At 70.1% G+C, this 23,217-nt stretch carries 26 protein-coding genes and 2 pseudogenes; 27 read left to right on the forward strand and 1 reads right to left on the reverse strand.

Annotation, left to right across the window (positions count from 1 at the left end):
• Nucleotides 1-88: 88 nt before the first annotated feature.
• The 5 genes and pseudogenes from QOZ99_RS03085 to QOZ99_RS03105 form a co-directional block, all read left to right on the forward strand.
• Nucleotides 89-598 (forward strand): annotated as a pseudogene (locus QOZ99_RS03085) (phage portal protein); the annotation flags it as partial.
• 145 nt (nt 599-743) lie between these two features.
• Nucleotides 744-932 carry a hypothetical protein gene (locus QOZ99_RS03090; protein WP_183187987.1) on the forward strand — a complete coding sequence of 63 codons (189 nt, stop codon included), beginning with the start codon at nt 744-746 and terminating at the stop codon, nt 930-932.
• Complete coding sequence (locus QOZ99_RS03095) at nt 929-1,099, forward strand: hypothetical protein (RefSeq protein WP_306888444.1); 171 nt, start codon at nt 929-931, stop codon at nt 1,097-1,099. Before QOZ99_RS03090 ends, QOZ99_RS03095 begins: the two co-directional genes overlap by 4 nt.
• Complete coding sequence (locus QOZ99_RS03100; RefSeq protein WP_306888445.1) at nt 1,096-1,692, forward strand: HK97 family phage prohead protease; 597 nt, start codon at nt 1,096-1,098, stop codon at nt 1,690-1,692. Before QOZ99_RS03095 ends, QOZ99_RS03100 begins: the two co-directional genes overlap by 4 nt.
• A 72-nt stretch (nt 1,693-1,764) precedes the next feature.
• Nucleotides 1,765-3,021 carry a phage major capsid protein gene (locus tag QOZ99_RS03105; protein WP_306888446.1) on the forward strand — a complete coding sequence of 419 codons (1,257 nt, stop codon included), beginning with the start codon at nt 1,765-1,767 and terminating at the stop codon, nt 3,019-3,021.
• A 541-nt stretch (nt 3,022-3,562) separates the two neighbouring features.
• Here the strand turns inward: QOZ99_RS03105 and QOZ99_RS03110 are convergent.
• Complete coding sequence (locus QOZ99_RS03110; RefSeq protein ID WP_306888447.1) at nt 3,563-4,282, reverse strand: S1 family peptidase; 720 nt, start codon at nt 4,280-4,282, stop codon at nt 3,563-3,565.
• A gap of 278 nt (nt 4,283-4,560) precedes the next feature.
• On the opposite strand from QOZ99_RS03110, the gene QOZ99_RS03115 reads away from it, so the two are divergent.
• The 22 genes and pseudogenes from QOZ99_RS03115 to QOZ99_RS03220 all read left to right on the forward strand — a co-directional run bounded on the left by QOZ99_RS03115 (nt 4,561) and on the right by QOZ99_RS03220 (nt 23,213).
• On the forward strand, nt 4,561-5,127 hold the full coding sequence (locus tag QOZ99_RS03115; protein ID WP_306888448.1) for a head-tail connector protein: 567 nt from the start codon (nt 4,561-4,563) through the stop codon (nt 5,125-5,127).
• Nucleotides 5,124-5,456, forward strand: coding sequence for a head-tail adaptor protein (locus QOZ99_RS03120; RefSeq protein ID WP_306888449.1), 333 nt, complete (start codon nt 5,124-5,126; stop codon nt 5,454-5,456). Before QOZ99_RS03115 ends, QOZ99_RS03120 begins: the two co-directional genes overlap by 4 nt.
• Before the next feature lie 73 nt (nt 5,457-5,529).
• Nucleotides 5,530-5,934: a DUF3168 domain-containing protein gene (locus tag QOZ99_RS03125; protein ID WP_306888450.1), complete on the forward strand. Its 405-nt coding sequence runs from the start codon at nt 5,530-5,532 to the stop codon at nt 5,932-5,934.
• 222 nt (nt 5,935-6,156) lie between these two features.
• Nucleotides 6,157-6,564, forward strand: a complete 408-nt coding sequence (locus QOZ99_RS03130; RefSeq protein ID WP_306888451.1) for a phage major tail protein, TP901-1 family — start codon at nt 6,157-6,159, stop codon at nt 6,562-6,564.
• A gap of 11 nt (nt 6,565-6,575) precedes the next feature.
• Nucleotides 6,576-6,935: a gene transfer agent family protein gene (locus QOZ99_RS03135; RefSeq protein WP_306888452.1), complete on the forward strand. Its 360-nt coding sequence runs from the start codon at nt 6,576-6,578 to the stop codon at nt 6,933-6,935.
• Nucleotides 6,932-7,132, forward strand: coding sequence for a rcc01693 family protein (locus QOZ99_RS03140; RefSeq protein ID WP_306888453.1), 201 nt, complete (start codon nt 6,932-6,934; stop codon nt 7,130-7,132). The genes QOZ99_RS03135 and QOZ99_RS03140 overlap by 4 nt, the downstream gene beginning before the upstream one ends.
• Nucleotides 7,133-7,455: 323 nt before the next feature.
• Nucleotides 7,456-8,070 carry a phage tail tape measure protein gene (locus QOZ99_RS03145; protein ID WP_306888454.1) on the forward strand — a complete coding sequence of 205 codons (615 nt, stop codon included), beginning with the start codon at nt 7,456-7,458 and terminating at the stop codon, nt 8,068-8,070.
• Complete coding sequence (locus tag QOZ99_RS03150; protein WP_306888455.1) at nt 8,071-8,712, forward strand: DUF2460 domain-containing protein; 642 nt, start codon at nt 8,071-8,073, stop codon at nt 8,710-8,712.
• Between the two features lie 55 nt (nt 8,713-8,767).
• A complete protein-coding gene (locus tag QOZ99_RS03155) occupies nt 8,768-9,625 on the forward strand; it encodes a phage/gene transfer agent baseplate hub protein (protein WP_306888457.1) in 858 nt (285 codons plus the stop codon).
• Between the two features lie 41 nt (nt 9,626-9,666).
• Nucleotides 9,667-12,747 (forward strand): annotated as a pseudogene (locus tag QOZ99_RS03160) (baseplate multidomain protein megatron); the annotation flags it as partial.
• A gap of 23 nt (nt 12,748-12,770) precedes the next feature.
• Nucleotides 12,771-13,460 (forward strand): DUF2793 domain-containing protein, encoded by a 690-nt coding sequence (locus QOZ99_RS03165; protein ID WP_306888459.1) that lies wholly within the window; start codon nt 12,771-12,773, stop codon nt 13,458-13,460.
• A 15-nt stretch (nt 13,461-13,475) separates the two neighbouring features.
• On the forward strand, nt 13,476-13,781 hold the full coding sequence (locus QOZ99_RS03170) for a spike base protein, RCAP_Rcc01079 family (protein ID WP_306888460.1): 306 nt from the start codon (nt 13,476-13,478) through the stop codon (nt 13,779-13,781).
• Between the two features lie 210 nt (nt 13,782-13,991).
• On the forward strand, nt 13,992-15,275 hold the full coding sequence (locus QOZ99_RS03175; RefSeq protein WP_306888461.1) for a hypothetical protein: 1,284 nt from the start codon (nt 13,992-13,994) through the stop codon (nt 15,273-15,275).
• Between the two features lie 207 nt (nt 15,276-15,482).
• The gene (locus QOZ99_RS03180; protein ID WP_306888462.1) at nt 15,483-16,184 is read left to right on the forward strand and encodes a lysozyme; all 702 of its coding nucleotides are present in this window, start codon (nt 15,483-15,485) and stop codon (nt 16,182-16,184) included.
• Nucleotides 16,181-16,513, forward strand: a complete 333-nt coding sequence (locus QOZ99_RS03185; protein ID WP_306888463.1) for a hypothetical protein — start codon at nt 16,181-16,183, stop codon at nt 16,511-16,513. The genes QOZ99_RS03180 and QOZ99_RS03185 overlap by 4 nt, the downstream gene beginning before the upstream one ends.
• On the forward strand, nt 16,503-16,631 hold the full coding sequence (locus QOZ99_RS03190; RefSeq protein WP_306888464.1) for a hypothetical protein: 129 nt from the start codon (nt 16,503-16,505) through the stop codon (nt 16,629-16,631). The genes QOZ99_RS03185 and QOZ99_RS03190 overlap by 11 nt, the downstream gene beginning before the upstream one ends.
• A gap of 98 nt (nt 16,632-16,729) precedes the next feature.
• Nucleotides 16,730-17,401: a response regulator transcription factor gene (locus QOZ99_RS03195; RefSeq protein ID WP_306888465.1), complete on the forward strand. Its 672-nt coding sequence runs from the start codon at nt 16,730-16,732 to the stop codon at nt 17,399-17,401.
• Nucleotides 17,401-18,786, forward strand: coding sequence for an ATP-binding protein (locus QOZ99_RS03200; RefSeq protein WP_306888466.1), 1,386 nt, complete (start codon nt 17,401-17,403; stop codon nt 18,784-18,786). The genes QOZ99_RS03195 and QOZ99_RS03200 overlap by 1 nt, the downstream gene beginning before the upstream one ends.
• Before the next feature lie 90 nt (nt 18,787-18,876).
• On the forward strand, nt 18,877-19,344 hold the full coding sequence (locus tag QOZ99_RS03205; protein WP_306888467.1) for an RT0821/Lpp0805 family surface protein: 468 nt from the start codon (nt 18,877-18,879) through the stop codon (nt 19,342-19,344).
• A 284-nt stretch (nt 19,345-19,628) separates the two neighbouring features.
• Nucleotides 19,629-20,750, forward strand: a complete 1,122-nt coding sequence (gene ccmI / locus QOZ99_RS03210) for a c-type cytochrome biogenesis protein CcmI (RefSeq protein ID WP_306888468.1) — start codon at nt 19,629-19,631, stop codon at nt 20,748-20,750.
• A 4-nt stretch (nt 20,751-20,754) separates the two neighbouring features.
• Nucleotides 20,755-21,201, forward strand: coding sequence for a cytochrome c maturation protein CcmE (gene ccmE, locus QOZ99_RS03215; RefSeq protein WP_306888469.1), 447 nt, complete (start codon nt 20,755-20,757; stop codon nt 21,199-21,201).
• On the forward strand, nt 21,198-23,213 hold the full coding sequence (locus QOZ99_RS03220; RefSeq protein WP_306888470.1) for a heme lyase CcmF/NrfE family subunit: 2,016 nt from the start codon (nt 21,198-21,200) through the stop codon (nt 23,211-23,213). Before ccmE ends, QOZ99_RS03220 begins: the two co-directional genes overlap by 4 nt.
• Nucleotides 23,214-23,217 lie beyond the last annotated feature (4 nt).

Here is a 23,217-nt window from a genome sequence, read left to right on the forward strand (position 1 = left end):
CCGCTATGATCGTTGCGCCCACACCTTCTTCTCAGCCATCTGCATCGCCGCTACCGTCATCTTCTGGCTCGGTAATCAATGAGTCCTGAGCCTAGTCTATGGCGGGGCGGGCAACCTCTCCGACGAGCAGTTCGAGCGGCTGAAGGAGGAGCTGGAGGCGAATTTCTCCGGCCCCGCCAATGCCGGCCGCCCGCTTCTGCTCGATGGCGGGCTCGACTGGCGCCCGCTCTCGCTTTCGCCCAAGGACATGGATTTCCTGGAGGCGAAGAACGCCGCGGCGCGCGAGATCGCGCTCGCCTTCGGTGTGCCGCCGATGATGCTCGGCATTCCCGGCGATGCCACCTACGCCAATTATGCCGAGGCGAGCCGCGTTCTCTGGCGCCAGACCGTGCTGCCGCTGGCGCGCCGGCTGGGGCAGGAACTGGCGGGGTGGCTGGCGCCCGCCTATGGCGCCGCCCCGCTCGCCCTCGAGCCCGACCTCGATGCGATCGAGGCGCTGGGCACGGAACGCGAGGCGCTGTGGCGGCGGGTGAACGAGGCCGGCTTCCTCACCGAGGAGGAGAAGCGCCGGGCGGTGGGGTACGGCGCGCGGGATTAGCGAAAGCCGGCGGGCGGCCTTCCCCCCCCACCCCAGCCCTCTCCCCGCCGGGGAGAGGGAGCGCCGTCCTCACCTCTCCCGGTCGGGGACAGGTCGCCGCGCCGCGGCGGGTGAGGGGGACGGCTGCCCGCCAGGGAGAAACCCCATGCAGACCCTGATCGAGGCCTTCGCGGCCAAGGCGGACCTCGCCCATCTCGCCCTGCTGATGTGGGCGCTCGGCGCCTCGGCCCTGGCCATGGCGGCGATGCGCGAACTCTCCCGCGCGGTGCGGCGCTTCGACGATTTCGTGCGCGAGATCGCGCGCTTCAACGCCCTGTTCGGAGATGAGAAATGACATCGATGCCGCGCATCCGGGCTTTCCTGCCCAATCGTCCGCACCTGCCCGCGCCGAGCCGCGCCGGCGACGCGCCGCAGGTATTCCGCCAGTTCGGCCGCACGCTCGGCAAGCTGGAGCGCGCCGCCGCCACCCGCCGGCCCAAGGGCGAAGGGGAGGGCGCATGATCGGCTCCGCGCGCCTTGCGGGAGAGGGCGCCCTCCCGCCTTTGCAGACCAAGGCACATGCCGGCCGGCTTGAGCAGATCGAGCCCGATGGCGGTTTCGAGGGCTATGCCGCCCTGTTCGGCCGCGTCGATCTCGGCCGCGACCTCATCCTGCCCGGCGCCTTTGCCCGCTCGCTGGCCGAGCGCGGCACCTCGGGCGTGCGCATGCTGTTCCAGCATGATCCGGCCGAGCCGATCGGCACCTGGATTTCCATGCGCGAGGATGGCGTGGGCCTGCATGTGCGCGGCCGCCTCACGCTCGATGTCGCCCGCGCCCGGGAGGTGCTGGCACTGATGCGAGCCGGGGCGGTGGACGGGCTGTCCATCGGCTTCCGCGCGGTGGAAGGGCGCACCGACCCGCGCTCGCGGGTGCGCCGTCTCGCCCGGATCGACCTCTGGGAAGTGTCGGTCGTCACGTTTCCGATGCAGCCGGATGCGCGCATCGCCTCCGTCAAGCGCGGCGATGGGGGCGGCGGCCTCGGCCTCGCGGCCGCCATCCGCCGCGGTGCGCGGCGCCTGCGCACCCTGCCGGGGCTGACGCCGCTGCCGGCCTGAACCCTTCCTTACACCATCAGTCCGGACGCCCGCGACCGGGATGACGCAACCTTTTGCAACAGGGACAGCACCATGGATCTCAGCAATCCCGCACCCGAAGTGAAGTCCGCCGGCCCGGAAGTCTCCGCCGCCTTCGAGGATTTCATGAGCGCCTTCGAGGCGTTCAAGGACGCCAACGACCAGCGGCTCGGCGAACTGGAGCGGCGGGGCGGCGATGCCCTCACGCGCGACAAGGTCGAGCGTATCAATGCCGCGCTCGACGCGCAGAAGTCGCTGATCGACGAACTGGTGCTGAAGACCCGCCGCCCGGCGCTGGGCGGCTCGGGCGATGCGTCGAGCTTCGCGGGCGATCTGGCGGCGCGGGAGCACAAGGCGGCGTTCGACGCCTATGTCCGCACCGGCGAGGCGGCGGGGCTCAAGCGGCTGGAGGCCAAGGCGCTCTCGGCCGGCGTCGCCACCGATGGCGGCTATGTGGTGCCGAGCGAGACCGAGCGGGAAATCGGCAAGCGCCTCGCCGCGCTCTCGCCGATCCGCGCCATCTCGGACGTGCGGGTGATTTCCGCCGGCACCTACAAGAAGCCGTTCATGACCTCGGGCCCGGCGGTGGGCTGGGTGGCGGAGACGGCGGCACGCAGCCAGACCGCGAGCCCCGTGCTGGACGAACTCACCTTCCCGGCCATGGAAATCTACGCCATGCCGGCAGCGACGCAGACCCTGCTCGATGATGCGGCGGTGAATATCGACGAATGGCTCGCCATCGAGGTCGAGGCGGCGTTCGCCGCGCAGGAGGGCACCGCTTTCGTCACCGGCGATGGCTCGGGCAAGCCGAAGGGTTTCCTCGCCTATGACACGGTGGCCGAGGGCGCCTGGACCTGGGGCAAGCTCGGCTTCGTCGCCACCGGCGAGGCGGGCGACTTTCCCTCCGCCAACCCGGCCGACCCGCTGGTCGACCTCGTCTATGCGCTGAAAAGCGGCTACCGGCAGAATGGCAGCTTCATCATGAGCCGCCGCACGCAGGGCGCCGTGCGCAAGCTGAAGGACGAGAACGGCCAGTATCTGTGGGCGCCGCCCACCGCGCCGGGCGCGCCGCCTCACCTGCTGGGCTTCCCGGTGTTCGAGGCGGAGGACGTGCCGAACATCGGCGCGAACAGCCTGTCCATCGCCTTCGGCGACTTCAAGCGCGGCTATCTCGTGGTGGACCGCGCCGGCGTGCGCGTGCTGCGCGATCCCTATTCCGCCAAGCCCTATGTGCTGTTCTACACCACCAAGCGGGTGGGCGGCGGCGTGCAGGATTTCGACGCGATCAAGCTGCTGAAGTTCGCGGCGTAGCGCGGGCGAGGGGCGCTTCTATGAGGCGCCCCGACCTCATGAAGGTCGGCGAATTCGTTCAACTATCTCTTTCAATATTTCATAGGTTGAAAAAAGCACGTCGGTAGCTCTGACCTCAATTTCTCCGTCGCTTATGACCAATATGGACCCACCTAACTCATCTCCGCATTGGAAGTAACCAATCTCATTTTGGATCGTAGAGACTTGAGATAGACAGCGCACCACGCGTTCCTTCGGTCGATTCAGTACTCCATGCTTGTAGGTGGCAGCCAAATCCCTGAGAAATCGAAAATTGCTATTCTCCGCTGAAATCTTATCGCGGTATAGGTCATCGGTCGGTGGAACTGTAGTATCGCCTAGAGACAGGAGGTCACGGTGTATAATTCCGACGCATGCATCCATCGTCAGAATTGCATTGACGATGTGGCGCTCGTCGCCAGGCCGCTTGCGCGGCTAGCTCGAAATTCGGAAGCACCACTTGGTAGAGGAAGTTGACTGACGGAAGTTCTGTCATCTGACGTGTCTCGCCGAAATCGGTCTGCTACTTCGTCATCGCCCGCAGCGTCGCGTCGATCCAGGGGCGCTGCGGGCCGACCAGTGTCGCGCCGGTGACGCCGCCGCAGCCGCGCGCGCCGCCGGCCGCGGTCGACCAGCCAATGATGCCGGCCACCGCGCCACCCAGCAGCACCGGCCCGCCGCTGTCGCCCGTGCAGCCGCCGGCGGCGGGGCCTTCCGAGAGGCGCACCATGATGCCGCCGGTGGTGCCGATGCTCGGCAGGTCGACCATGCGCAGCGTGCCGGCCGATTTGCCGTCGCCATCCTTCACCACCCCGAAGCCGGCCAGGGTGAAGGCGGTGCGCCGCGCCGGCAGCGCGATCTCCCCGGTCAGCGTCGCCGGACGGAAATCGGCCGGTAGGGCCGCCGAGAGTTTCACCACCGCGAGGTCCGGCGTCGGGCGTCTCGTGTCGAAGGATGCCGGGTCGAAACCCGGATGCACGGCGATGCGGCTGACCGGGATCAGCCGGGGCCCGGCCGGCTCGAACACCACGACCGCATAATCGGCCGCCGGCTGCACACAGTGCGCGGCGGTGAGCAGCACGTTCGGCGCCAGCACCACGCCGGTGCAGGAGGCGCCGCGCGTCGAAACGATCATCGCCGTTTCCGCCTTGAGATCCGCGTCCGCCGGCCGCCCGCCCACGATGGCGAAGGCCGGGCTGATCAAGGTGAGGGCGGCGAGGGCAGAAAACAGCAGGGCGCGCATCGGTCTTTCCGGGTCAGAGCGCGGCCGTTGTGGCGGCGGTTGCGACGCGCGTCAATCGGGGCAGGAACCGTGCGGCGCGCGGAGCGGTGCGCCGGGTCCCGGATCGGCGTTCAGCCCGTGCCGTCACCTGACCGGGAAACAGAGATTGCCCGTGCCTCGGACCGACGGCGGCGCAGCCCAAGCGCAGAGCCGGGATGCAGAGCCGGGATATGGCGCACCACCCCGCCACAGGCGGCAGTTCCGCCGACATTTCTTGTCATCCACCACAGAGGCACACCATGCCCGCCTTGCTTCTCGCCGGCCCGATGGCCGAGCCGCTCGGCCTCGCCGAGGCCAAGACCTATCTGCGCGTCGACCATGACGCGGAAGATGCGCTGATCGCCTCGCTGATCACCGCCGCCCGTGCCACCGTCGAGGCACTCACCCGCCGCGTGCTGATCGACCAGCGTTGGCGGCTGGTGCGCGACACCTGGCCGGTTTCCGGGCTCATCGCCGTGCCGGTGAACCCGCTGCGCGAGATCGTCGCCGCGCATGTGGTGGAGGAGGCCGGCACCGAGGTCGAGGTGCCGCTTTCGGCCTTCACCGCCAATATGGCGCGGCTGCCGGGACTGATCCGGGTCGATCGCTCGGCCGTGCCGGCACCGGGGCGCTCGGTCGCCGGCATCGCCATCGACGTGATCGCCGGCCACGGGCCCGATGCCGACCATGTGCCCTCGCCGCTGATCGAGGCGGTGCGGCTGGTGCTGGCCCATTTCTACGAGCATCGCGACGTGCCCGGCCCGGGCGCGGCCTTTCCCGCCAGCCTCGACGCGCTGGTCGCCCCCTTCCGGGTGACGCGGCTATGACCGCGCCGGCGACCGGCATCGCCGCCCTGCGCCACCGGCTGGTGCTCGAGACGCCCGTGGAGGTGCCGGACGGGGCCGGCGGGGTGACGCGCAGCTTTCTCGCCGTCGACGCGCTGTGGGGGGCGATCGAGACCAGCGCCGCCCCCGGCGAGATCGCCGATCGGCCCGGGGCCGTGCTGACCCACACCGTGACTCTGCGCGCGCCGGCAACGGTACAGCCCGGCGACCGGTTGCGGTTTGGCGCCCACCATTTCCTCGTCGACGCCGTGAGCGACCCGGAAGGGCGCGGGCGCCGGCTCGTCTGCGACTGCCGGGAGGAGACGCCGTGAGATTCGATGTGAGGCTGAAGGGGCTGGCGGTCATGCTGCGACGCCTTGCGCAGCTTGAGCCGAGGAGGCGGCGATGAGCGCGGCCAATGCGCTGCGCGCCGCGGTCCATGCCGCGCTCAAAGCCGATGCGCCGCTCATCGCCGCGCTCGGCGGGCCGCGCATCTACGACGTGCCGCCAGGCACGCCGGAATTTCCCTATGTCACGCTGGGCGAGGCGCAGCTTATCGACTGGTCGACCGCGACCGAGACGGGGCAGGAGCATCGGCTCACCCTGTTCGCCTGGTCGCGGCAGGGCGGGCATGGAGAGGCCCATGCCATTGCCCACCAGCTGCAGCAGGCGCTGCATGATGCGCCGCTGGAACTGGCGGGCTGCCGGCTGGTGAACCTGCGCTTCAGCAATGCCGAGATCCGCCGCGAGGCGGGCGGGCGCACCTATCGCGCGCTGGTCCGCTTTCGCGCGGTGACGGAAACGGATTGAGATTTCCCAACCGTGTCAGCAAATCGCGCCAGGGGATTCACCGGACTCGACAATCCCACCTCAACCTCGCTCAGAACATGAAGGCGGTTGCAGCGGTTTGCGCATGTGGCGCGTGAAGTCGCGCCAGGCTGCCGGCGGCGCGTGTCGACGGCACCCTACGACGCCCGCGTTAACCGCCGCTGAACGCCCCCTTCACATCGCCGGAAAAGGAAAGGCCAGCCCATGGCAGCCCAGAAGGGTAAGGACCTCTTGTTGAAGATCCATGACGGCACGGCCTTCGCGACGGTGGCGGGGCTGCGCTCGCGGCAGATCGCGTTCAACACCGAGCCGGTCGACGTGACCCACGCCGAGAGCGCCGGGCGCTGGCGCGAATTGCTGGCGGGCGCCGGAGTGAAGCGCGCCTCGCTCGCGGGATCCGGCATCTTCAGGGATGCGGCCTCCGACGCGCTGATCCGCCAGAGCTTTTTCGACGGCACCATCCGCGCCGCGCAGCTGGTGGTGCCCGATTTCGGCACCATCGAGGGCGCGTTCCAGATCACCAGCCTGGAAATCGCCGCCGAGCATGATCGCGAAGTGACCTTCGACATCGCGCTTGAGAGCGCGGGCGAAATCAGCTTCGCGGCGCTGTGAGGGAGGACGCCATGGCGAACCGCCATCGCGGCGAGATTTCCGCCGACCTCGACGGACGCGTGCGCACGCTGGTGCTGACGCTCGGCGCGCTGGCGGAGCTGGAGGATGCCTTCGGCGCCGGCGACCTGGTGGCGCTGACCGAGCGCTTCGGCTCCGGCCGGCTTGCCGCGCGCGACGCCATCCGCATCCTCGCGGCCGGGCTGCGCGGGGCGGGCGAGGATGTGCGCGAGGAGGACGTGGCGCGCATGACCACGCCGGGCGGGGCGGCCGGCTTCGCGCGCATCGTCGGCCAGCTCATCGCCGCCACCTTCGGCGCCGGGGAGGGCACGGACCCGGGCCCTTTGGAGCGGGCGCCGCGCGCCGCGAGGTGAGGGGCGCTCGCAGACCCGCCTTTCCATGGCGCGAGACGATGGCGTTCGGCCTCGGCCGGCTGCGCCTGTCCTCGCGCGATTTCTGGGCGATGACGCCGCGCGAGATCGCCGCCGCCGTGGAGGCGGTGGCTGGCCCCGCCCGCGCCCCGCTGGACCGCGCCGCACTGGCGGCCCTGATGGCGCGCTTTCCCGATTGAGAGGGAGCGTCCTTTGTCTGAAGGGTTCTGCCGACAAATCTTGCGCCGGGATCCGGCTCCACGTTCCGCCTGCGGCGTCCCTCGTCCGGGGCGCGGAGGAAGACTGTTTCCCGGAAAAGCCGCAGGCAAATGCAGCGCCGATCCGGCACCCAGCGCAAGATTTCGCCGCAAGACTTCGCCGCAAGACTTCGCCGCAAGACTTCGCCGCAAGACTTCGCCGCAAGACTTCGCCGCAAGACTTCGCCGCAAGACTTCGCCGGAGGCGGCAGAGCCTTCGGATCGCGTGAACGCGGGCAGCATGTCCATCATCCCGGGAGAGCCCCATGACCGACAGCTATGACAGCACGGCGGGCGAGAGCCTGACGGTGGAGATTTCCGCCGACACCAGCGCCTTTCGCCGCGAACTCTCCGAGGCCGAGCGGCTGGCGCGCGGCTTCGGCCGCGTGGTGGGCGATGCGCTCACCGGGGCGGCGCTGAAGGGCCGCGCGGCGGACGACGTGTTCCGCTCGCTGGTCTCGCGCCTGTCGACACTCGCGCTCGACGCCGCCTTCCGTCCGCTGGAGCAGGGTCTTGCCGGCCTGTTTCAAGGCGCCCTCGGCGGCACCCTGGGCGGCGCGCTGGGCTTTGCCAAAGGCAGCGCCTTCCAGGGTGGGCGCGTGGTGCCCTTCGCGCAGGGCGGCGTGGTGGCGGCGCCGACCTATTTCCCGCTTGCCGGTGGCCAGACCGGCCTGATGGGCGAGCGCGGCGCCGAGGCGATCCTGCCGCTCAGCCGCGGGCCGGACGGACGGCTGGGCGTTGCTGCCGGCGGGGCGAGCGGACGCGCCGTCAACGTGACGGTGAACGTGACCACTCCCGATCCCGGCGCCTTCCGCCGCTCGGAGGCCTATCTCGCCGGCCTCGTCACCCGCGCCGTCGCGCGCGGCGAAAGGAGCCTCTAGATGCCGGCCTTCCACGAGACGCTGTTTCCGCTCGACATCGCGCTTGGCGCGGCGGGCGGGCCGGAGCGGGCGACCGAGATCGTCACCACGCTCACCGGCCGGGAGGAGCGCAACACGCGGCTGCATCACTCGCGCCGGCGCTGGGATGCCGGCTATGGCGTGACGTCGCTGGCCCAGCTCTCCGCCGTGGTGGCCTTCTTCGAGGAGCGGCGCGGCCGGCTTTACGGCTTCCGCTGGCGCGACCGGCTGGATCACGCCTCCGCGGCGCCGGGGGCGGGCGTGACGCCGTTCGACCAGAACCTTGGAACGGGCGACGGGGAGCGGGCTGCGTTCACGCTCGCCAAGGCCTATGGCGGCGCGCACGCCCCCTATGTGCGGCCCATCGCCAAGCCGGTGGCGGGGTCGGTGCGCGTCGCGATCAATGGGGCGGAGCGGGTGGTGGGCGAGCATTTCACGCTCGATGCGACGACCGGCACCGTCACCTTTCTCGCGGGACATGTGCCGGGTGCCGGCGCCAGCGTGACGGCGGGCTTCCTGTTCGATGTGCCGGTGCGCTTCGATACCGATTTCCTGGAGGTCAACCTCACCGCCTTCGAGGCCGGCGCCATTCCGCGCATCCCGATCCTCGAGATCCGGCCGTGAGCGCCGGGAACGTGAGCGGCGGAAACGTGAGCTTCGGGAACAGGAGGAGCGGAACATGAGAGACCTGCCCGCCGGCCTTGCCGCCGCGCTCGCCACCGGCGCGACCACGCTCGCGCGCTGCTGGCGCATCACCCGTCCGGATGGCGTGGTGATCGGCATCACCGAGCATGACGAGGACCTGTTCGTGGCCGATACCCGCTTCCGCGCGGCGGGCGGGGTGACCGGGAGCGAGGAAGCGTCCGCGCTCGGCTTCTCGGTCGACGGTGGGGAAATGTCCGCCGCGCTGTCCTCCGACCTCATCGATGAAGGCGACCTTGCCGCCGGCCGCTATGACGGTGCAGAGGTCGAGCTGATCCTGGCCGACTGGTCGGCACCCGCGAATTTCCTTCGGCTGCGGGGCGGCACCATCGGCGAGGTGCGGCGCGAGGGCGGGGCGTTCACCGCCGAGCTGCGCGCGCTGTCCAGCCGGCTGAATATCGTGCGGGGCCGGCTTTTCACCGGCGGCTGCGACGCCGATCTCGGCGATGCGCGCTGCAAGGTGGCGCTGGAAGGGGCCTATCGCGGCAGCGGCACCGTTTCCACGGTCGAGGGCGCGAGCCTGCTCGTTGCGGCGGGGCTCGACGGCTTTGCCGGCGGCTGGTTCACGCAGGGCCGGCTCGTCTTCACCTCCGGCGCCAACGAAGGCTTTGCCTGCGAGGTGAAGACCCACGCCACGGCCGGCGTGGCGCGGCTGGAGCTATGGCAGCGCCCACCCGAACCGCTTGGCGTCGGCGATGCCTTCATTGTCACGGCGGGCTGCGACAAGCGCTTCGAGACGTGCCGCGACCGTTTCGCCAACGCGCTCAATTTTCGCGGCTTCCCGCACATGCCGGGCAATGACGCGGTGCTGCGCGTCGCCGTGCCGGGAGGCTGACCATGTCGATCGATGACATTCGGGCGCGGATCCTCACCGAGGCGCGACACTGGATCGGCACGCCCTACCTGCACCGGGCTTCCTGCAAGGGGCATGGCGCTGACTGCCTCGGGCTGGTGCGCGGGGTGTGGCGGGCGGTCATCGGCGAGGAGCCGGAGGGGTTGCCTTCCTATGCGCCCGACTGGGCCGAGGCGACGCGCGCCGAGCAGATGGCGCAGGCGGCGCTGCGGCACATGCGGGCGGTTCCACTCGCGGACATCGCGCCCGGCGACGTGCTGCTGTTTCGCTGGCGGGCGCATCTGCCGGCCAAGCACGCGGCGATCCTGGTGAGCGGGGACCCGTGGAGCGGGGGCGCCTCGCAGCCGACCTATCCCTGGCGCGGGCGCATCACCTGCCATCCCGCGCCGGACCGGCCCGGCTCGCCGGACGGAACGGCAACCGCGGCTGCGCAGGTGGCGGCGCTGTTCGGCACCGCCTCGGCCGCGCATTTCACGGTGACGGGCGGTGCGGTGAATTATGCGGGGCCGGCGGAATGGACGTTGCGCCGCATGGTGCTGCACTACGCCCGGCTGGTTGAACTGGCCGGCGGGGTGGAAGCCTTCATCATCGGCTCCGAAATGGCGGCGCTGACACGGGTACGCTCGGCCTCCGGCGTCTACCCCGCGGTGACGCAGTTCGCGTCGCTGGCCAGCGAAGTGCGTACCGTGCTGCGCGCCGGAACCAGCATCGGCTATGCCGCCGACTGGACCGAATATGGCAGCCATGTGCGCGAGGGCGGAGCGGAGCTGCGCTTTCCGCTCGATCCGCTCTGGGCCTCGCCGGCGATCGATTTCATCGGCATCGACTGGTACGCCCCCATCGCCGACTGGCGCGATGGCGACGCCCATCTCGACGCGGCGGCGCATGCGAGCGGCTATGACCGGGCCTATCTCGCCGCCAATGTCCGTGGCGGGGAGGGCTTCGACTGGTATTACCCGGATGATGCCGCCCGCAACGCGCAGGCGCGGCTGCCCATCACCGACGGGGCCCATGGCGAGCCCTGGGTGTTTCGCCAGAAGGACATCGCGTCGTGGTGGAGCCATGCCCATCACGAGCGGGTCGGCGGGGTGCGGATGGCGAGCCCGACGGACTTCGCGCCGGGCTCCAAGCCGGTGCGGCTGACCGAATTCGGCTGTGCCGCCGTGGACAAGGGGGCGAACCGCCCGAGCGTCTTCCCCGATCCGAAATCGGTCGAGAACGGCCTGCCGCCCTTCTCCAACGGCCAGCGCGACGACCTGATGCAGCGCCGCCATCTGGAGGCGACGCTGGACGGTTTCGCGCAGGAGGACGCCAACCCGCCGGCCGCGCTGCCGGGCGGGCAGATGATCGATCCGGCGTCCATCTATGCCTGGACCTGGGACGCGCGGCCCTTTCCGATCTTCCCGCTCGCCCGTGACATCTGGGCGGATGGCGCCAACTGGCGCACCGGGCACTGGCTGACCGGCCGGCTCGGTGCCGCCCCGCTCGCCGAACTCTGTGCGCGGCTGGCGGAGGATTTCGGCGCCAGCCTCGACGCCTCGCAACTGCGCGGGGTGATTGATGGCTATGTGGTCGACCGGCCGATGACGGCGCGCGCGGCGCTGGAGCCGCTGGCGCAGGCCTTCGGCTTCGATCTGATGGAGAACGGGGAGGGGCTTGCGCTGCGCCCGCGCGGCGGACGTCTTGTGGCGACGCTCTCGGACGAGGATATCGTCGCCGGCGAGGACATGGCCGTGCCGAGCTTCACCCGCGCCAGTGAGGATGAACTGCCGCGCAGCGTCACGCTCGGCTTCACGGACGGTTTGAACGATTATCGCCGGGCCACCGCCGCCTCGCGCCGCCTTGCCGGCCGGGCGCGGGCCGAGACCGCGCTGGACCTCGCGATGATCGCCGATAGCGGTCTCGTCGCCGGCCTTGCCGAAATGGGGTTGCAGGATGCCTGGGCCGGCCGCGAGAGCGGGCGCCTCACCCTGCCGCCCTCGCGCCTCGCCCTGGAGCCGGGCGACGTGGTGCGGATCGACCGCGACGGTCGGCAGCTTCTGGTGGAAATCACCGCCATCGAGGATCGCGAGGCGCGCACCATTTCCGTGCGCGGCATCGACCCGGCGGTCTTCAGCCTCGCGGTGCGAACCGAGCGCCCGCCGCCCGTGACCGTGCCGGCGAGCCACGGCCCTGCCGAGCTGGCGCTGCTGGGATTGCCGGCCGTGCTCGACACCAGCCCGACAGCTTTGTCCTGGCTGGCCGCCTTCGCCTCTCCCTGGCCGGGCGCCATGGCGGTGTGGCGGCAGGTGGATGGGGCGAGCTTCGAGCGGGTGGCGACGCTGGCCGCGCCGGCGGTGATGGGCGAAACGCTGAACGAGCTCGCGCCCGGTGCACCCTGGCGCTGGCATCACGGCCCGGTGCTCGAGGTTGAGCTCTATGGCGGCCTGCTGGCGGCCGCGAGCGCGGAAGCGGTGCTGGGCGGAGCCAATGGGCTGGTGCTGCTCGCGCCTGACGGGAGTGTCGAACTCCTGCAATTCATGGAGGCGCAGTTGATCGGGGAACGCCGCTGGCGCCTTTCAGGGCTGCTGCGCGGTCAGCTTGGCACCGAGGCGTCGACCCGCGCCATCTGGCCGGCGGGCACGCGTCTCGTGCGGCTCGACGCGAACCTGACCGCGACGGCGAGCGGGCTCGATCTTCTCGGCCGCGGCATCGTTCTGCGCGTTGGGCGGGCGGATCGCGACCATGGCGACGAGGGCGTCGCGCAGATCGCCGGAAATGTCGGCCCCGCCGCGCTGTGGCCGCTGGCGCCGGTGCAGCCGCGGGCGCGCCGTGTCGCGGAGGGCGTCGCGCTGAGCTGGATCCGGCGCACGCGGATCGGCGGCGATTCCTGGGATCTCAACGAGGTGCCGCTCGGCGAAGAGACCGAGGCCTACCGCATCGACCTCCTCAATGGCGGCGCCGTGGTGCGCAGCGTCATCACCACGGTGCCGGCCCTGCTTTACGCGACAGTGGACGAGATTGCCGATTTCGGCGCGCCGCAACCCTTCCTCGACGTGCGCATCGTCCAGCTCTCGGCGAGCGTGGGCCCCGGCTGGCCGCTGGACGCGCGCCTTCCGCTCTGACTTCACCCCGACAGGACATTCCGATGAGCGAGACGACACCGTTGCTCGCGCTGCCGCTGCTCGCGGCGGCGCAGGCGCAGAAACACGTCACCCATAACGAGGCGCTGCTGCAGCTCGACGCTCTCGCGCAACTGGCCGTGATCGACCGGGTGCACACGACGCCGCCCGGCGGGGCGGTGGCGGGCGATCGCTACCTGGTCGCGCCCGGTGCGGGCGGCGACTGGGCCGGGCGCGACGGGCAGATCGCGCTGCAGGACGGAGGCTGGACCTTTCTCGTGCCGCGGGCGGGCTGGCGCCTGTTCGTCGCCGCCGAGCGCACGACGCTGGTCCATACCGGCACGGGCTGGGCGGATCTGCTTGCCGGCACGCCCTTGGGCGGCACGGTGGCGCTGCGCGCCGTGGAGCAGGAACTGGTGCTGAGCGGCGCCTTCGTGACCTCCTCCATCGCCATTCCCGACCGGGCCATCTGCCTCTGCGTCGCCAGCCGCACGGTGGCGGCGGTCACCGGCGCCACGGCCTATGAAGTGGGCATCGCCGGTGAAACCTCGAAATTCGGCGGCCTTCTGAGCGTCGCGGCGGGCGCGAGCAATGTCGGCGTGATCGGGCCGCAGGCCTTCTACGCCACCACGCCGCTGCGCGTGAGCGCGCTGGGCGGCTCCTTCACCGGCGGGCGCGTGCGCCTCGCTCTGTTCTTCCTCGCCTTCGGCATCTGACGCCGCGGAGCCCCCATGCCCTATGAATCCGCCAAGGACCCCTGGCGCGGCAGCGCCGTCTCACCCACCAGCCTCGGCCGCAGCGGCGAGGCGGTCATGCCGAGCGATACCGCAGATCTCCCGCGCTACGCCCGCGTCCGCGTGTTCGCGCCCGGGACGCTCGACAGCGCGCAGGTCTGCATCCTTCCCGTGTGGAACGAGGATGACGAGGCGATTGTCCTGTCGCTGCCGATCGGCTTGCCCATCGTCCTCGAATTCCTCGTCCGGCGCGTGCTCGCGACCGGCACGAGCGCCGGCCTCGACATCCACACGGTGATCTGAGCCCGCCGATCCCGAACCGGCCATCCACGGAGGTTCCATGAGCGCACTCGGACCCGGCCTGTCACCGGGCGGGTGGGGGCGCCGCGCGCTCCCACGGCTCCGTCACGGCTACGTCGTCCTCCGCGGCAAGGCGGCCGACGGCACGCATTTCACCGTTCGCGCCCGGCGCGACGGCACCACCCTCCTCGTCCTGATAGGAAAGGTATTCTGATGTCCGGAGAAATCGATCTGGCCGTCCCCCGCACGCTGAGCCATGCCATCGGCCATGACGCGCAGGGCTATTTCGGCCGGCAGGCCACGGACAGGCTGGTGCGCTACGCCCAGAGCCACGCGGTGCCGTGGGAGCGGGCCGGCGCGGTCGTCGACATCGACTTCATCTATGACCGCGCGAGCTGGTACGGGCTCAAATTCGCGTCCATCGACCGGTTTCTCGCCGCCGTCGGCGGCACGGTGCTTTCGGGCACGGGTGCGAGCCGCGTCATTCGCCTGCCCTGGACGGATAATTCGGTCTACGTGGTCGCCGAGTTCATCAACTCCGCGGAAGCCTGGGCGAGCGGCTCGCGCTACCCCTACGAGTTTTATTCCAACGATAACAACAGAATGACCGCATCGCGGACCACGTCGGGGTTTCTGGGTGTGGCGGCGGTCACTGCGGGCACGACATCGTACCTGCCGGCCGGGTTCGGCCCGATCGGCGGGCCGATCCTGCGGCTGGCGGCCTCCTACGGCGCCACCATGCGCGGCGCCTATAATGGGCAGGATGCGCAGCTGTCGACCAACTGGCCCGGGGCGCCGGTGGTAACGAATCTCGTTGTCGGCGGGGACCGCAACGGCGCGAATTTCGGCTCGCCGTTCCGCCGGTTCACGATCTACGCCGACGCCGTCACCGATACGGCTCGCATCAAGGCGGATAGCCTCCCGGTGTGGGATTGCTGGGTGGACGGCGACAGCTATGGCGGCGGCGCGGGCAACCCCGAGGTCGGCTTCGGGCGCTCGCTGGCGCTGCTCGGCTGGACGCCTTACATGACGGCGGTCGGCGGCTCGACGCTGGAGCAGATCAAGACGCGCATGCTGGCGGCGCCGGCCTTCGCCAAGGCCTTGCCCACTCTCTGGTGGGACGGCGACAATAACAGCTACGACGCGACGACGGCCAATGATGTCGCCCGCCATCAGGCCATCATCACGGCGTTGGGCCATACCAACTATCTCATCATCCCCACCGCCAAGCGCGAGGGGCAGGCGGCGTTGGCGCAGACGGCCGTCACCGCGCTCACCGCGGCGCTGCTCGCGGCCAATCCCGGCAAGGTGCTGCCGCCCATGCCGTATCTCCTCAGTCTCGGCAATGGCACGACGGACAACACCGCGGTGGCCAATGGCAACGTGCCGCCCTCGGCCCTCGCCGATGGCGTGCACCTCACCTCGCCGGCCATGAGCGGGATCGCGGCCCTGGTCGACAGCGCCATGCGCGGCGCCGGGTGGGGCATGGCGGCCTGATCGCCATCCCCAGAGGAAGGTAGGAAACGGATGGGCCGGGCGCTGTGCCCCCCAAGGCGCCGCCCGGCCCATCCGGTCATCGCGCGTTGGTCCTGCACGCACGACGACGCCTCGATACTACGTGGCGATCGCCTCCGCGGTAAATGCGCCGTGAGTTGAGCCGTCGCCGGCGCGTTCCAATCCTTGCCGATATTCCGGAGACGTTTCATGCCCCGCAGCATCAATGCGGCCGGCCTCGCGCTGATACAGCAGTGGGAGGGCAAGCGGCTCGTCGCCTACAAGGACCCCGTCGGCATCTGGACGATCGGCTACGGCCATACCGATGCGGCCGGAGCGCCGAAGGTCACGCCCGGGCTGACCATCACCGACGCCGAGGCGATCGCCATCCTGCGCCGCGACCTCGGCCAGTACGAGGCGGCGGTGCGGCAGGCGGTGACGGTCGCGCTCACCGACAACCAGTTCGCGGCGCTGGTGTCATTCTGCTTCAATGTCGGCCCCGCCAATTTCCGCAAATCGACGCTGCTGAAGAAGCTGAATGCCGGCGATCCCGCCAGCGTGCCGCGCGAGCTGATGAAGTGGAACAAGGCCGGCGGCAAGGTTCTGCCGGGCCTCACCAACCGTCGCGCGGCCGAGGCCGGGCTGTGGGCCAAGGGCGAGTTCGTCGCCTCCAACTATGTCGAGCCGGCGCCGAAGCCGCGCGCCACCGGCAGCACCGAGGGCAAGGGCACCGCCACGGCGAGCGTCGGCGTGCTCGGCACCGCCGCCTCCGACGCCGCGCAGCAGCTGGCGCCGCTCACCGAGGTGTCGTCCGTGCTGAAATATGCCTTTGTCGCGCTGACCGTGATCGGCATCGCCGTCGCGGTCTATGGCGTGTGGAAGCGCAGCCGATCCGATGTGGGGCTGGCATGAACTGGCTCCTCGACCTCATCCCCTGGTGGCTATGGGCGCTGGCGGGCGCCGGCCTGCTCGCCGCGACATGGCAGATCTGGCTGCCGCTGTGGCGCCTCCTGCCGCCGCCGCTGCGGGCGACGCTGATTGCCCTCGGCGCCGCCGTCCTCGCCTATCTCGCCGGCCGCAACCGTGGCGCGGCCGGCGCCCTCCAGCGCGCCCGGGAACAGGAGCAGGCCCATGCTGACGACATCCGCAAAACGGGCGCTGCTGCGCGCGCCGATTCTGATCGCGACGCTGTGTCTGGCCGGCTGCGCGACGACGACGGATGGAAGCGGCGTGACGGGTAGAGCGGTGTGCGAGAGCTTCCGGCCGGTGCTGTGGTCGGAGGCCGACACCGACGAGACCATCCGTCAGGCGAAGGCGAACAACGCGGTGGGCGCCGCGATCTGCGGGTGGGGACGCTGAGGCGCCGGGCCGCGACGCATCCCTACCTGACAGGTGGCGCTGGCAATGGCATTCTCCGCGCGCCGCGTGGTCGCGCGGCGCTGCCGTGAGGATCTGCCGTGCGCCTGCTCGTTGTCGAGGATGACCCCGATCTCAACCGCCAGCTCTACGAGGCCCTGGTCGATGCCGGCTACGCCGTGGACCGCGCCTATGACGGGGAGGAGGGGCATTATCTCGGCGAATCCGAGCCTTATGACGCCATTGTGCTCGACATCGGCCTGCCGAAGATGGACGGCCTGTCGGTGCTGGAGGCCTGGCGCCGCGACGGGCGCAAGATGCCGGTGCTGATTCTGACCGCGCGGGACCGCTGGAGCGACAAGGTCCAGGGTTTCGACGCCGGCGCGGACGACTATGTCGCCAAGCCCTTCCATATGGAGGAGGTGCTGGCGCGCATCCGCGCGCTGCTGCGCCGTTCCGCCGGGCACGCGGCGAGTGAACTGACCTGCGGTCCGGTCATGCTCGACACGCGCTCCGGCCGGGTGACGGTGGATGGCAAGCAGGTGAAGCTCACCTCGCACGAGCACAGGCTGCTCGCTTATCTCATGCACCATTCCGGGCGGGTCGTGTCACGCACGGAACTGGTCGAGCATCTCTATGATCAGGATTTCGATCGCGATTCCAACACGATCGAGGTCTTTGTCGGCCGTTTGCGCAAGAAGCTCGGCATCGAGGTGATCCAGACTGTGCGGGGGCTCGGCTATCTCCTGGCGCCGCCGGAGGCTCCGCGCTGATGCGCGTCGGCTCGCTCGCGCTTCGGCTGTTTGCCTCGGCCACCCTGGTCAGCGTCGCCGTGCTGCTGGTTACGGGCCTGGCGCTGTCCTCGATCTACCGCGACGCGGTCGAGCGCGCCTTCGACCAGCGGCTCGATGTCTATCTCAAGACCATCGTCGCCGACGTCGCCAATTCCACCACCGGCGCCATGCCGGAGCCGACGACGCTCGGCGATCCCATCTTCAATTTCCCCATTTCCGGCTGGTACTGGCAGATTGCCCGCGTCGACGGGCCGGCCCGCGAGTTCAAGACATCGCGCTCGCTGCCCGAAGGCCGCTTGCCGTTGCTCTACGAGCAGGGCACCTCCGCCGACCTCACCGGCCTGCGCGAGGCCTATGGCAAGGGTCCCTCGAACCAGACGCTGCGCATTGTCGAGCGCACGATCGATCTGGGCGAGGACGGCCGCTATGTGGCCGCGGTCGCCGCCGATGCCGCGGAGATCGAGGAGGAGGTCGAGGGTTTCAACCGGGCGCTGGCGATCACGCTCGCGGTCATCGGCATGGCCTTCCTGCTCACGCTCGCCTTCCAGGTGCTGTTCGGCCTGCGCCCGCTCAAGCGTCTGCTCGATGCGCTGCATCAGGTGCGGACCGGCAAGACGGACCGGCTGGAGGGCGCCTATCCGCAGGAGATCGCCCCGCTGGCCGCCGAGGTCAATGCGCTGATCGACGCCAATCGCGAAATCGTCGAGCGCGCCCGCACCCATGTCGGCAATCTCGCGCACGCGTTGAAGACGCCGCTCTCCGTGCTGCAGAACGAAGCCGCGCGAACCGTCTCGCTCCATCCCGACGACGTCCTCGCCGCCAAGGTGGCGGAGCAGGCCGCGATCATGACCGGGCAGGTCGCCCACCACCTCGAGCGCGCCCGGATGGCCGCGCGCGTCACGGTCGCCACGACGGTGGAGGAGGTGGGTCCGATCGTCGAGAAGCTGGCAGCGACGCTCGCCAAGGTCTACCGGGCGCGCGGCATCGCGGTGGAGGCCGAAATTGCGCCCGGCATGCGTTTCCGCGGCGAGCGGCAGGACCTTGAGGAGATTCTCGGCAATCTCATCGACAATGGCTGCAAATGGGCCCGCTCGCTGGTGGAGGTGAGCGTGACGCCATTGCCCGGCACCGGCGGCCAGCGCGATTTTTTCGAGATCGTCATCGACGACGATGGGCCGGGTCTCACGCCCGAGCAGCAGGCTGAGGCGCTCAAGCGCGGCCGCCGGCTCGATGAGACCAAGCCCGGCTCGGGGCTCGGCCTGTCGATCGTCGCGGAGCTTGCTGCGCTCTATGGTGGCAAGCTCACTTTTGATCGCTCGCCCTTCGGCGGCCTCAGGTGCCTCGTGCGGCTGCCGGCCGCCTGAGGCGCTCATGGCGGGTGACGGAGCCGCCGTTTCGCCCTATTCCTACCGCTTTCTGCCGCCCTCTGCGGCTTGATCTCGGAAGGATTCTTCATGCGCGCTGTTCCTCTCGTCGCCCTTGTGCTGATCGGAGCGACCCTGGCTGGCTGTCAGGCCACCCAGGAGAACCCAAACATGGTCGGCGGTGCGGCGACCGGCGCGGTCGCGGGCGGCATCATCGGCGCGATCGCCGGGCGGAACGTGGCCGGTGCGGCCATCGGCGCTCTCGCGGGCGGCCTGATCGGCGGCACCATCGGCGCGGCGCTCGACGACCAGGACCGCCAGCGGGCGCAAGCGGCGGAGATGCAGGCGCTCGAATATGGCTCGCCCGGCGCGCCCGTGAGCTGGCGCGGCGACAATGGCAATTACGGCACGGTCGTTCCCGGCCCGGCCTATGCGCGCGGCGGCTCGCCCAAGTGCCGCGAATTCACCCACACCATCTATATTGACGGCCAGCCGCAGACCGCGCGCGGAACCGCCTGCCGCAATCCGGACGGCACGTGGGCGCCCGTGGCGGGCTGACGCCCGGCCACGGACGTCGCGTCAGCGGGCCGGCTGATGTCCGGCCGCGGCCGTGCGGCCGTGCACGGTCGATGCCTTTGGCAGCACGCAGGACGCTCCGGCGGGGCGATATCCGCCGCGACGCACGGTCGCCCGGCCGGCGGATCGGCGGCCTGCGTGATCACGCTCGCGTGACTTCGGGCCCCGCGATCCCGCGACTGTGAGCCTGCGTCGATCCGACTGAGGGGGTTACGGATTGGCGCGGCCGCCAAGCTCGGCTACCTCAGCGCATTAGAGGAACGCTAATGTTGCTGTGGACCGCCATCTCCCTCATGACCGGGGCCGCCATATTGGCGGTGCTGTGGCCGTTGCGCGCCGGCGGTGGCACCGCGCCGGCCGCCAGCGCCGCCGATCTGGCCGTCTATCGCGATCAGCTCTCGGAGATCGAGCGCGACCGCGTCAGCGGGCTCATCGGCGCGTCCGAGGGGGAGGCCGCCCGTGCCGAGGTGGGACGGCGCATCCTGCGCGCCTCCGCCGAGACGGCTTCCGGTGCGGCCCGCCCATCCGGTGCGGACCGCCGTCGGCAGATCGTCGCCGTGGTCGCGCTGGTCGGCCTGCCGGTCATGGCGGGCGGGCTCTATCTCAAGCTCGGCTCGCCCGCACTGCCGCCGCAGCCTCTCGCGGCGCGGCTGGAATCCCGGCCCGACCAGTCGGACGTCGCCATTCTCGTGCGCAAAGTCGAGGCCCATCTCGAGGCCAATCCCGAGGACGGGCGCGGCTACGAGGTTCTGGCACCGATCTATGCCCGTATCGGCCGCACGGCGGACGCGGCGCGCGCCTGGACAAGTGCCATCCGACTGCTCGGCCCCAGTGCCGTGCGGGAGAATGGGCTCGGCGAGGCGCTGACGGCCGAGGCGGGCGGTGTCGTCACCGTCGAGGCGAAAGCGGCCTTCGAGGCGGCAGCGGTGGCCGATCCCAGGGATCCCAAGGCGCGCTATTTCCTTGGCCTTGCGGCTGAGCAGGACGGCCGCCCCGCCGACGCCGCGCAGATCTGGGGCGCGCTGGCCGCCAGTTCCCCGCCCGACGCACCTTGGATGGGGCTGCTGCGCGCGGCGCTGGCCCGGGTCGGGGCGCCGGTGGCAGCCGCGCCGGGGCCGAGCGCCGCGGATGTCGCCGCCGCGCAGGACATGACGCCGGCGGAACGCGACCAGATGGTGCGCGGCATGGTGGCGCGGCTGGAAGCGCGCCTCGCGCAGGACGGCAGCGATATCGAGGGCTGGCTCCGCCTGATGCGCGCCCGGATCGTACTGGGCGAGGCCGACAAGGCCAAGGCAGCCGCCAGCGAGGCGCGCGCGCATTTCGCCACGGATGGCGGCGCCCTGGGGCGCATCGACGCGCTGGCGCGCGAACTCGGTTTAGGGAGTTGACGACATGACCCGCAAAGGGCGGCGCCTTCTGCTCATCTCCTGCGCGATCGGCGTGCTCGGCGTTGCCGCGGGACTGGTGCTGTTCGCGCTCAACGACACCATCGTGTTCTTCCGCTCGCCGAGCGAGATCGCCGCGGAGCACACCGCCCCGGGCTCGCGCCTGCGGCTGGGCGGGCTGGTCAAGGATGGCAGCGTGATGCGGCAGGACAATGCGCATGTCCGCTTCACCGTGACAGATGGCGGGGCGGACATGGCTGTCTATTATGAGGGCCTGCTGCCGGACCTGTTCCGCGAGGGGCAGGGCGTGATCGCCGAGGGCGTGTTGCTGGGCGACGGCACCTTCCGCGCCGACAGTGTGCTCGCCAAGCATGACGAGAAGTACATGCCCAAGGAAGTCGCCGACGCGCTGAAGAAGCAGGGTGTCTGGAAAGAAGGCGAGGCGGCGCGATGAATCCGGAAATCGGCCACTACGCGCTCGTGCTGGCGCTCGCCGTCGCGATCCTGCAGACCGTGATCCCGATCTGGGGGGCGAGGGTGGGCGATGCCGCGCTGATGCGCGTCGGGCCGGCGCTCGCTGTCGCCTTCTTCGGCTTCGTGAGTCTCGCTTTCGCGGTGCTGACGGTGGCCTATGTGCAGTCCGACTTCTCAGTGCTGAACGTGGTCGAGAATTCGCACTCGCTGAAGCCGATGCTGTTCAAGATCACCGGCGTCTGGGGCAACCATGAGGGCTCCATGCTGCTCTGGGTGCTCGTCCTCGCCCTGTTCGGCGCGATGGTGGCGCTGTTCGGCTCCAACCTGCCGGCCACGCTCAAGGCCAACGTGCTCGGCGTGCAGGGCTCGGTCGGGGTGGCGTTTCTCCTGTTCATCCTGCTGACATCGAACCCTTTCATCCGCGTGATGCCGGCGCCGGCGGAGGGGCAGGACCTCAACCCGGTCCTTCAGGATATCGGCCTCGCCATCCATCCGCCGCTGCTCTATCTCGGCTATGTCGGCTTCTCCATCACCTTCGCCTTCGCCGTTGCCGCGCTGATCGACGGCCGCATCGATGCGGCATGGGCGCGCTGGGTGCGGCCATGGGCACTCGCCGCCTGGGCCTTCCTCACCGTCGGCATCGCGATGGGATCCTACTGGGCCTATTACGAACTGGGCTGGGGCGGCTGGTGGTTCTGGGACCCGGTCGAGAACGCCTCGCTCATGCCGTGGTTCGCCGGCACCGCGTTGATTCATTCCGCCGTGGTGATGGAAAAGCGCGACGCGCTCAAGGTCTGGACGCTGCTGCTCGCCATCCTCGCCTTCTCGCTGTCGCTGCTCGGCACCTTCCTGGTGCGTTCGGGTGTGCTGACGTCGGTGCATGCCTTCGCCACCGATCCGACGCGCGGCGTGTTCATCCTCGGCATTCTCGTCTTCTTCATCGGCGGATCGCTGGCGCTCTATGCGCTGCGCGCGCCGATGCTGCGCCAGGGGGGCATCTTCGCGCCCATCTCGCGCGAGGGCGCGCTGGTGCTGAACAACCTGCTGCTCACCGCCGCGGCCGCCGCCGTGCTCATCGGCACACTCTACCCGCTGGCGCTGGAATCCTGGAACGGCGCCAAGATCACGGTGGGCCCGCCCTATTTCAACCTGACCGTGGGCGCGCTGATGCTGCCCGTGCTCTTCGCCATGCCGTTCGGCCCGCTGCTCGCCTGGAAGCGGGGCGACCTCGCGGGCGCCGCGCAGCGGCTGATGAGCGCGCTGGCCGTGGGCATTCTGATCGCGCTCGCCGCCGCCTACATGCAGGGCGGGGGCCCGCTGCTGGCGCCGCTCGGCATGGGGCTCGCCGCGTTCATCGTCATCGGCGCGGTGGTCGATATTGCCGAGCGCGGCGGCATCGGCCGGGTGCCGGCGGCCACGGCCTTCGCCCGGCTGCGCGGCCTGCCGCGCGCCTCCTATGGCGCGGCGCTTGCCCATGCCGGCGTCGGCGTCTGCCTGTTCGGCATCATTGCCGAGACCAGCTGGAACGCCGAGCGCATCACCGGCCTAAAAATCGGCGAGAGCTTCGAAGTGGGCGGTTATGAACTGACGCTCGCCCGCGTCGAACCGCGCAACGGCCCGAATTATCGCGACCTCGCCGGCGTGTTCACCATTCGTCGCGGCGGCACGGAAATCGGCACCATCGAATCCTCCAAGCGGCTGTTCACCGCCCGCAACATGCCCACTACCGAGGCGGGTATCCGCACCTTCGGTTTCAGCCAGCTCTATGTCAGCCTGGGCGATGAACTGCCCGGCGGCGGCATTGGCGTGCGCGCCTATTGGAAACCCTTCGTGACGCTGATCTGGCTCGGGGCGGTGATCATGGCGCTGGGCGGGGCGCTGTCGCTGAGTGACCGGCGTCTGCGGATCGGCGCTCCAAAACCCGCCAAGACCAAGCCCATTAAGGACAAGCCAGCGAGCAAGCCTGATGCCGCGCCGGCGCCGGCGGAGTGACGAC

It is taken from the genome of Ancylobacter amanitiformis (genome assembly GCF_030814815.1).
Lineage (GTDB): Bacteria > Pseudomonadota > Alphaproteobacteria > Rhizobiales > Xanthobacteraceae > Ancylobacter > Ancylobacter amanitiformis.

Coding starts and splice junctions, on each gene's coding strand:
- QOZ99_RS03090 (WP_183187987.1), top strand. CDS start 744: ATGCAGACCCTGATCGAGGCCTTCGCGGCCAAGGCGGACCTCGCCCAT.
- QOZ99_RS03095 (WP_306888444.1), top strand. CDS start 929: ATGACATCGATGCCGCGCATCCGGGCTTTCCTGCCCAATCGTCCGCAC.
- QOZ99_RS03100 (WP_306888445.1), top strand. CDS start 1,096: ATGATCGGCTCCGCGCGCCTTGCGGGAGAGGGCGCCCTCCCGCCTTTG.
- QOZ99_RS03105 (WP_306888446.1), top strand. CDS start 1,765: ATGGATCTCAGCAATCCCGCACCCGAAGTGAAGTCCGCCGGCCCGGAA.
- QOZ99_RS03110 (WP_306888447.1), bottom strand. CDS start 4,282: ATGCGCGCCCTGCTGTTTTCTGCCCTCGCCGCCCTCACCTTGATCAGC.
- QOZ99_RS03115 (WP_306888448.1), top strand. CDS start 4,561: ATGCCCGCCTTGCTTCTCGCCGGCCCGATGGCCGAGCCGCTCGGCCTC.
- QOZ99_RS03120 (WP_306888449.1), top strand. CDS start 5,124: ATGACCGCGCCGGCGACCGGCATCGCCGCCCTGCGCCACCGGCTGGTG.
- QOZ99_RS03125 (WP_306888450.1), top strand. CDS start 5,530: ATGAGCGCGGCCAATGCGCTGCGCGCCGCGGTCCATGCCGCGCTCAAA.
- QOZ99_RS03130 (WP_306888451.1), top strand. CDS start 6,157: ATGGCAGCCCAGAAGGGTAAGGACCTCTTGTTGAAGATCCATGACGGC.
- QOZ99_RS03135 (WP_306888452.1), top strand. CDS start 6,576: ATGGCGAACCGCCATCGCGGCGAGATTTCCGCCGACCTCGACGGACGC.
- QOZ99_RS03145 (WP_306888454.1), top strand. CDS start 7,456: ATGACCGACAGCTATGACAGCACGGCGGGCGAGAGCCTGACGGTGGAG.
- QOZ99_RS03150 (WP_306888455.1), top strand. CDS start 8,071: ATGCCGGCCTTCCACGAGACGCTGTTTCCGCTCGACATCGCGCTTGGC.
- QOZ99_RS03155 (WP_306888457.1), top strand. CDS start 8,768: ATGAGAGACCTGCCCGCCGGCCTTGCCGCCGCGCTCGCCACCGGCGCG.
- QOZ99_RS03165 (WP_306888459.1), top strand. CDS start 12,771: ATGAGCGAGACGACACCGTTGCTCGCGCTGCCGCTGCTCGCGGCGGCG.
- QOZ99_RS03170 (WP_306888460.1), top strand. CDS start 13,476: ATGCCCTATGAATCCGCCAAGGACCCCTGGCGCGGCAGCGCCGTCTCA.
- QOZ99_RS03175 (WP_306888461.1), top strand. CDS start 13,992: ATGTCCGGAGAAATCGATCTGGCCGTCCCCCGCACGCTGAGCCATGCC.
- QOZ99_RS03180 (WP_306888462.1), top strand. CDS start 15,483: ATGCCCCGCAGCATCAATGCGGCCGGCCTCGCGCTGATACAGCAGTGG.
- QOZ99_RS03185 (WP_306888463.1), top strand. CDS start 16,181: ATGAACTGGCTCCTCGACCTCATCCCCTGGTGGCTATGGGCGCTGGCG.
- QOZ99_RS03200 (WP_306888466.1), top strand. CDS start 17,401: ATGCGCGTCGGCTCGCTCGCGCTTCGGCTGTTTGCCTCGGCCACCCTG.
- QOZ99_RS03205 (WP_306888467.1), top strand. CDS start 18,877: ATGCGCGCTGTTCCTCTCGTCGCCCTTGTGCTGATCGGAGCGACCCTG.
- ccmI (WP_306888468.1), top strand. CDS start 19,629: ATGTTGCTGTGGACCGCCATCTCCCTCATGACCGGGGCCGCCATATTG.
- ccmE (WP_306888469.1), top strand. CDS start 20,755: ATGACCCGCAAAGGGCGGCGCCTTCTGCTCATCTCCTGCGCGATCGGC.
- QOZ99_RS03220 (WP_306888470.1), top strand. CDS start 21,198: ATGAATCCGGAAATCGGCCACTACGCGCTCGTGCTGGCGCTCGCCGTC.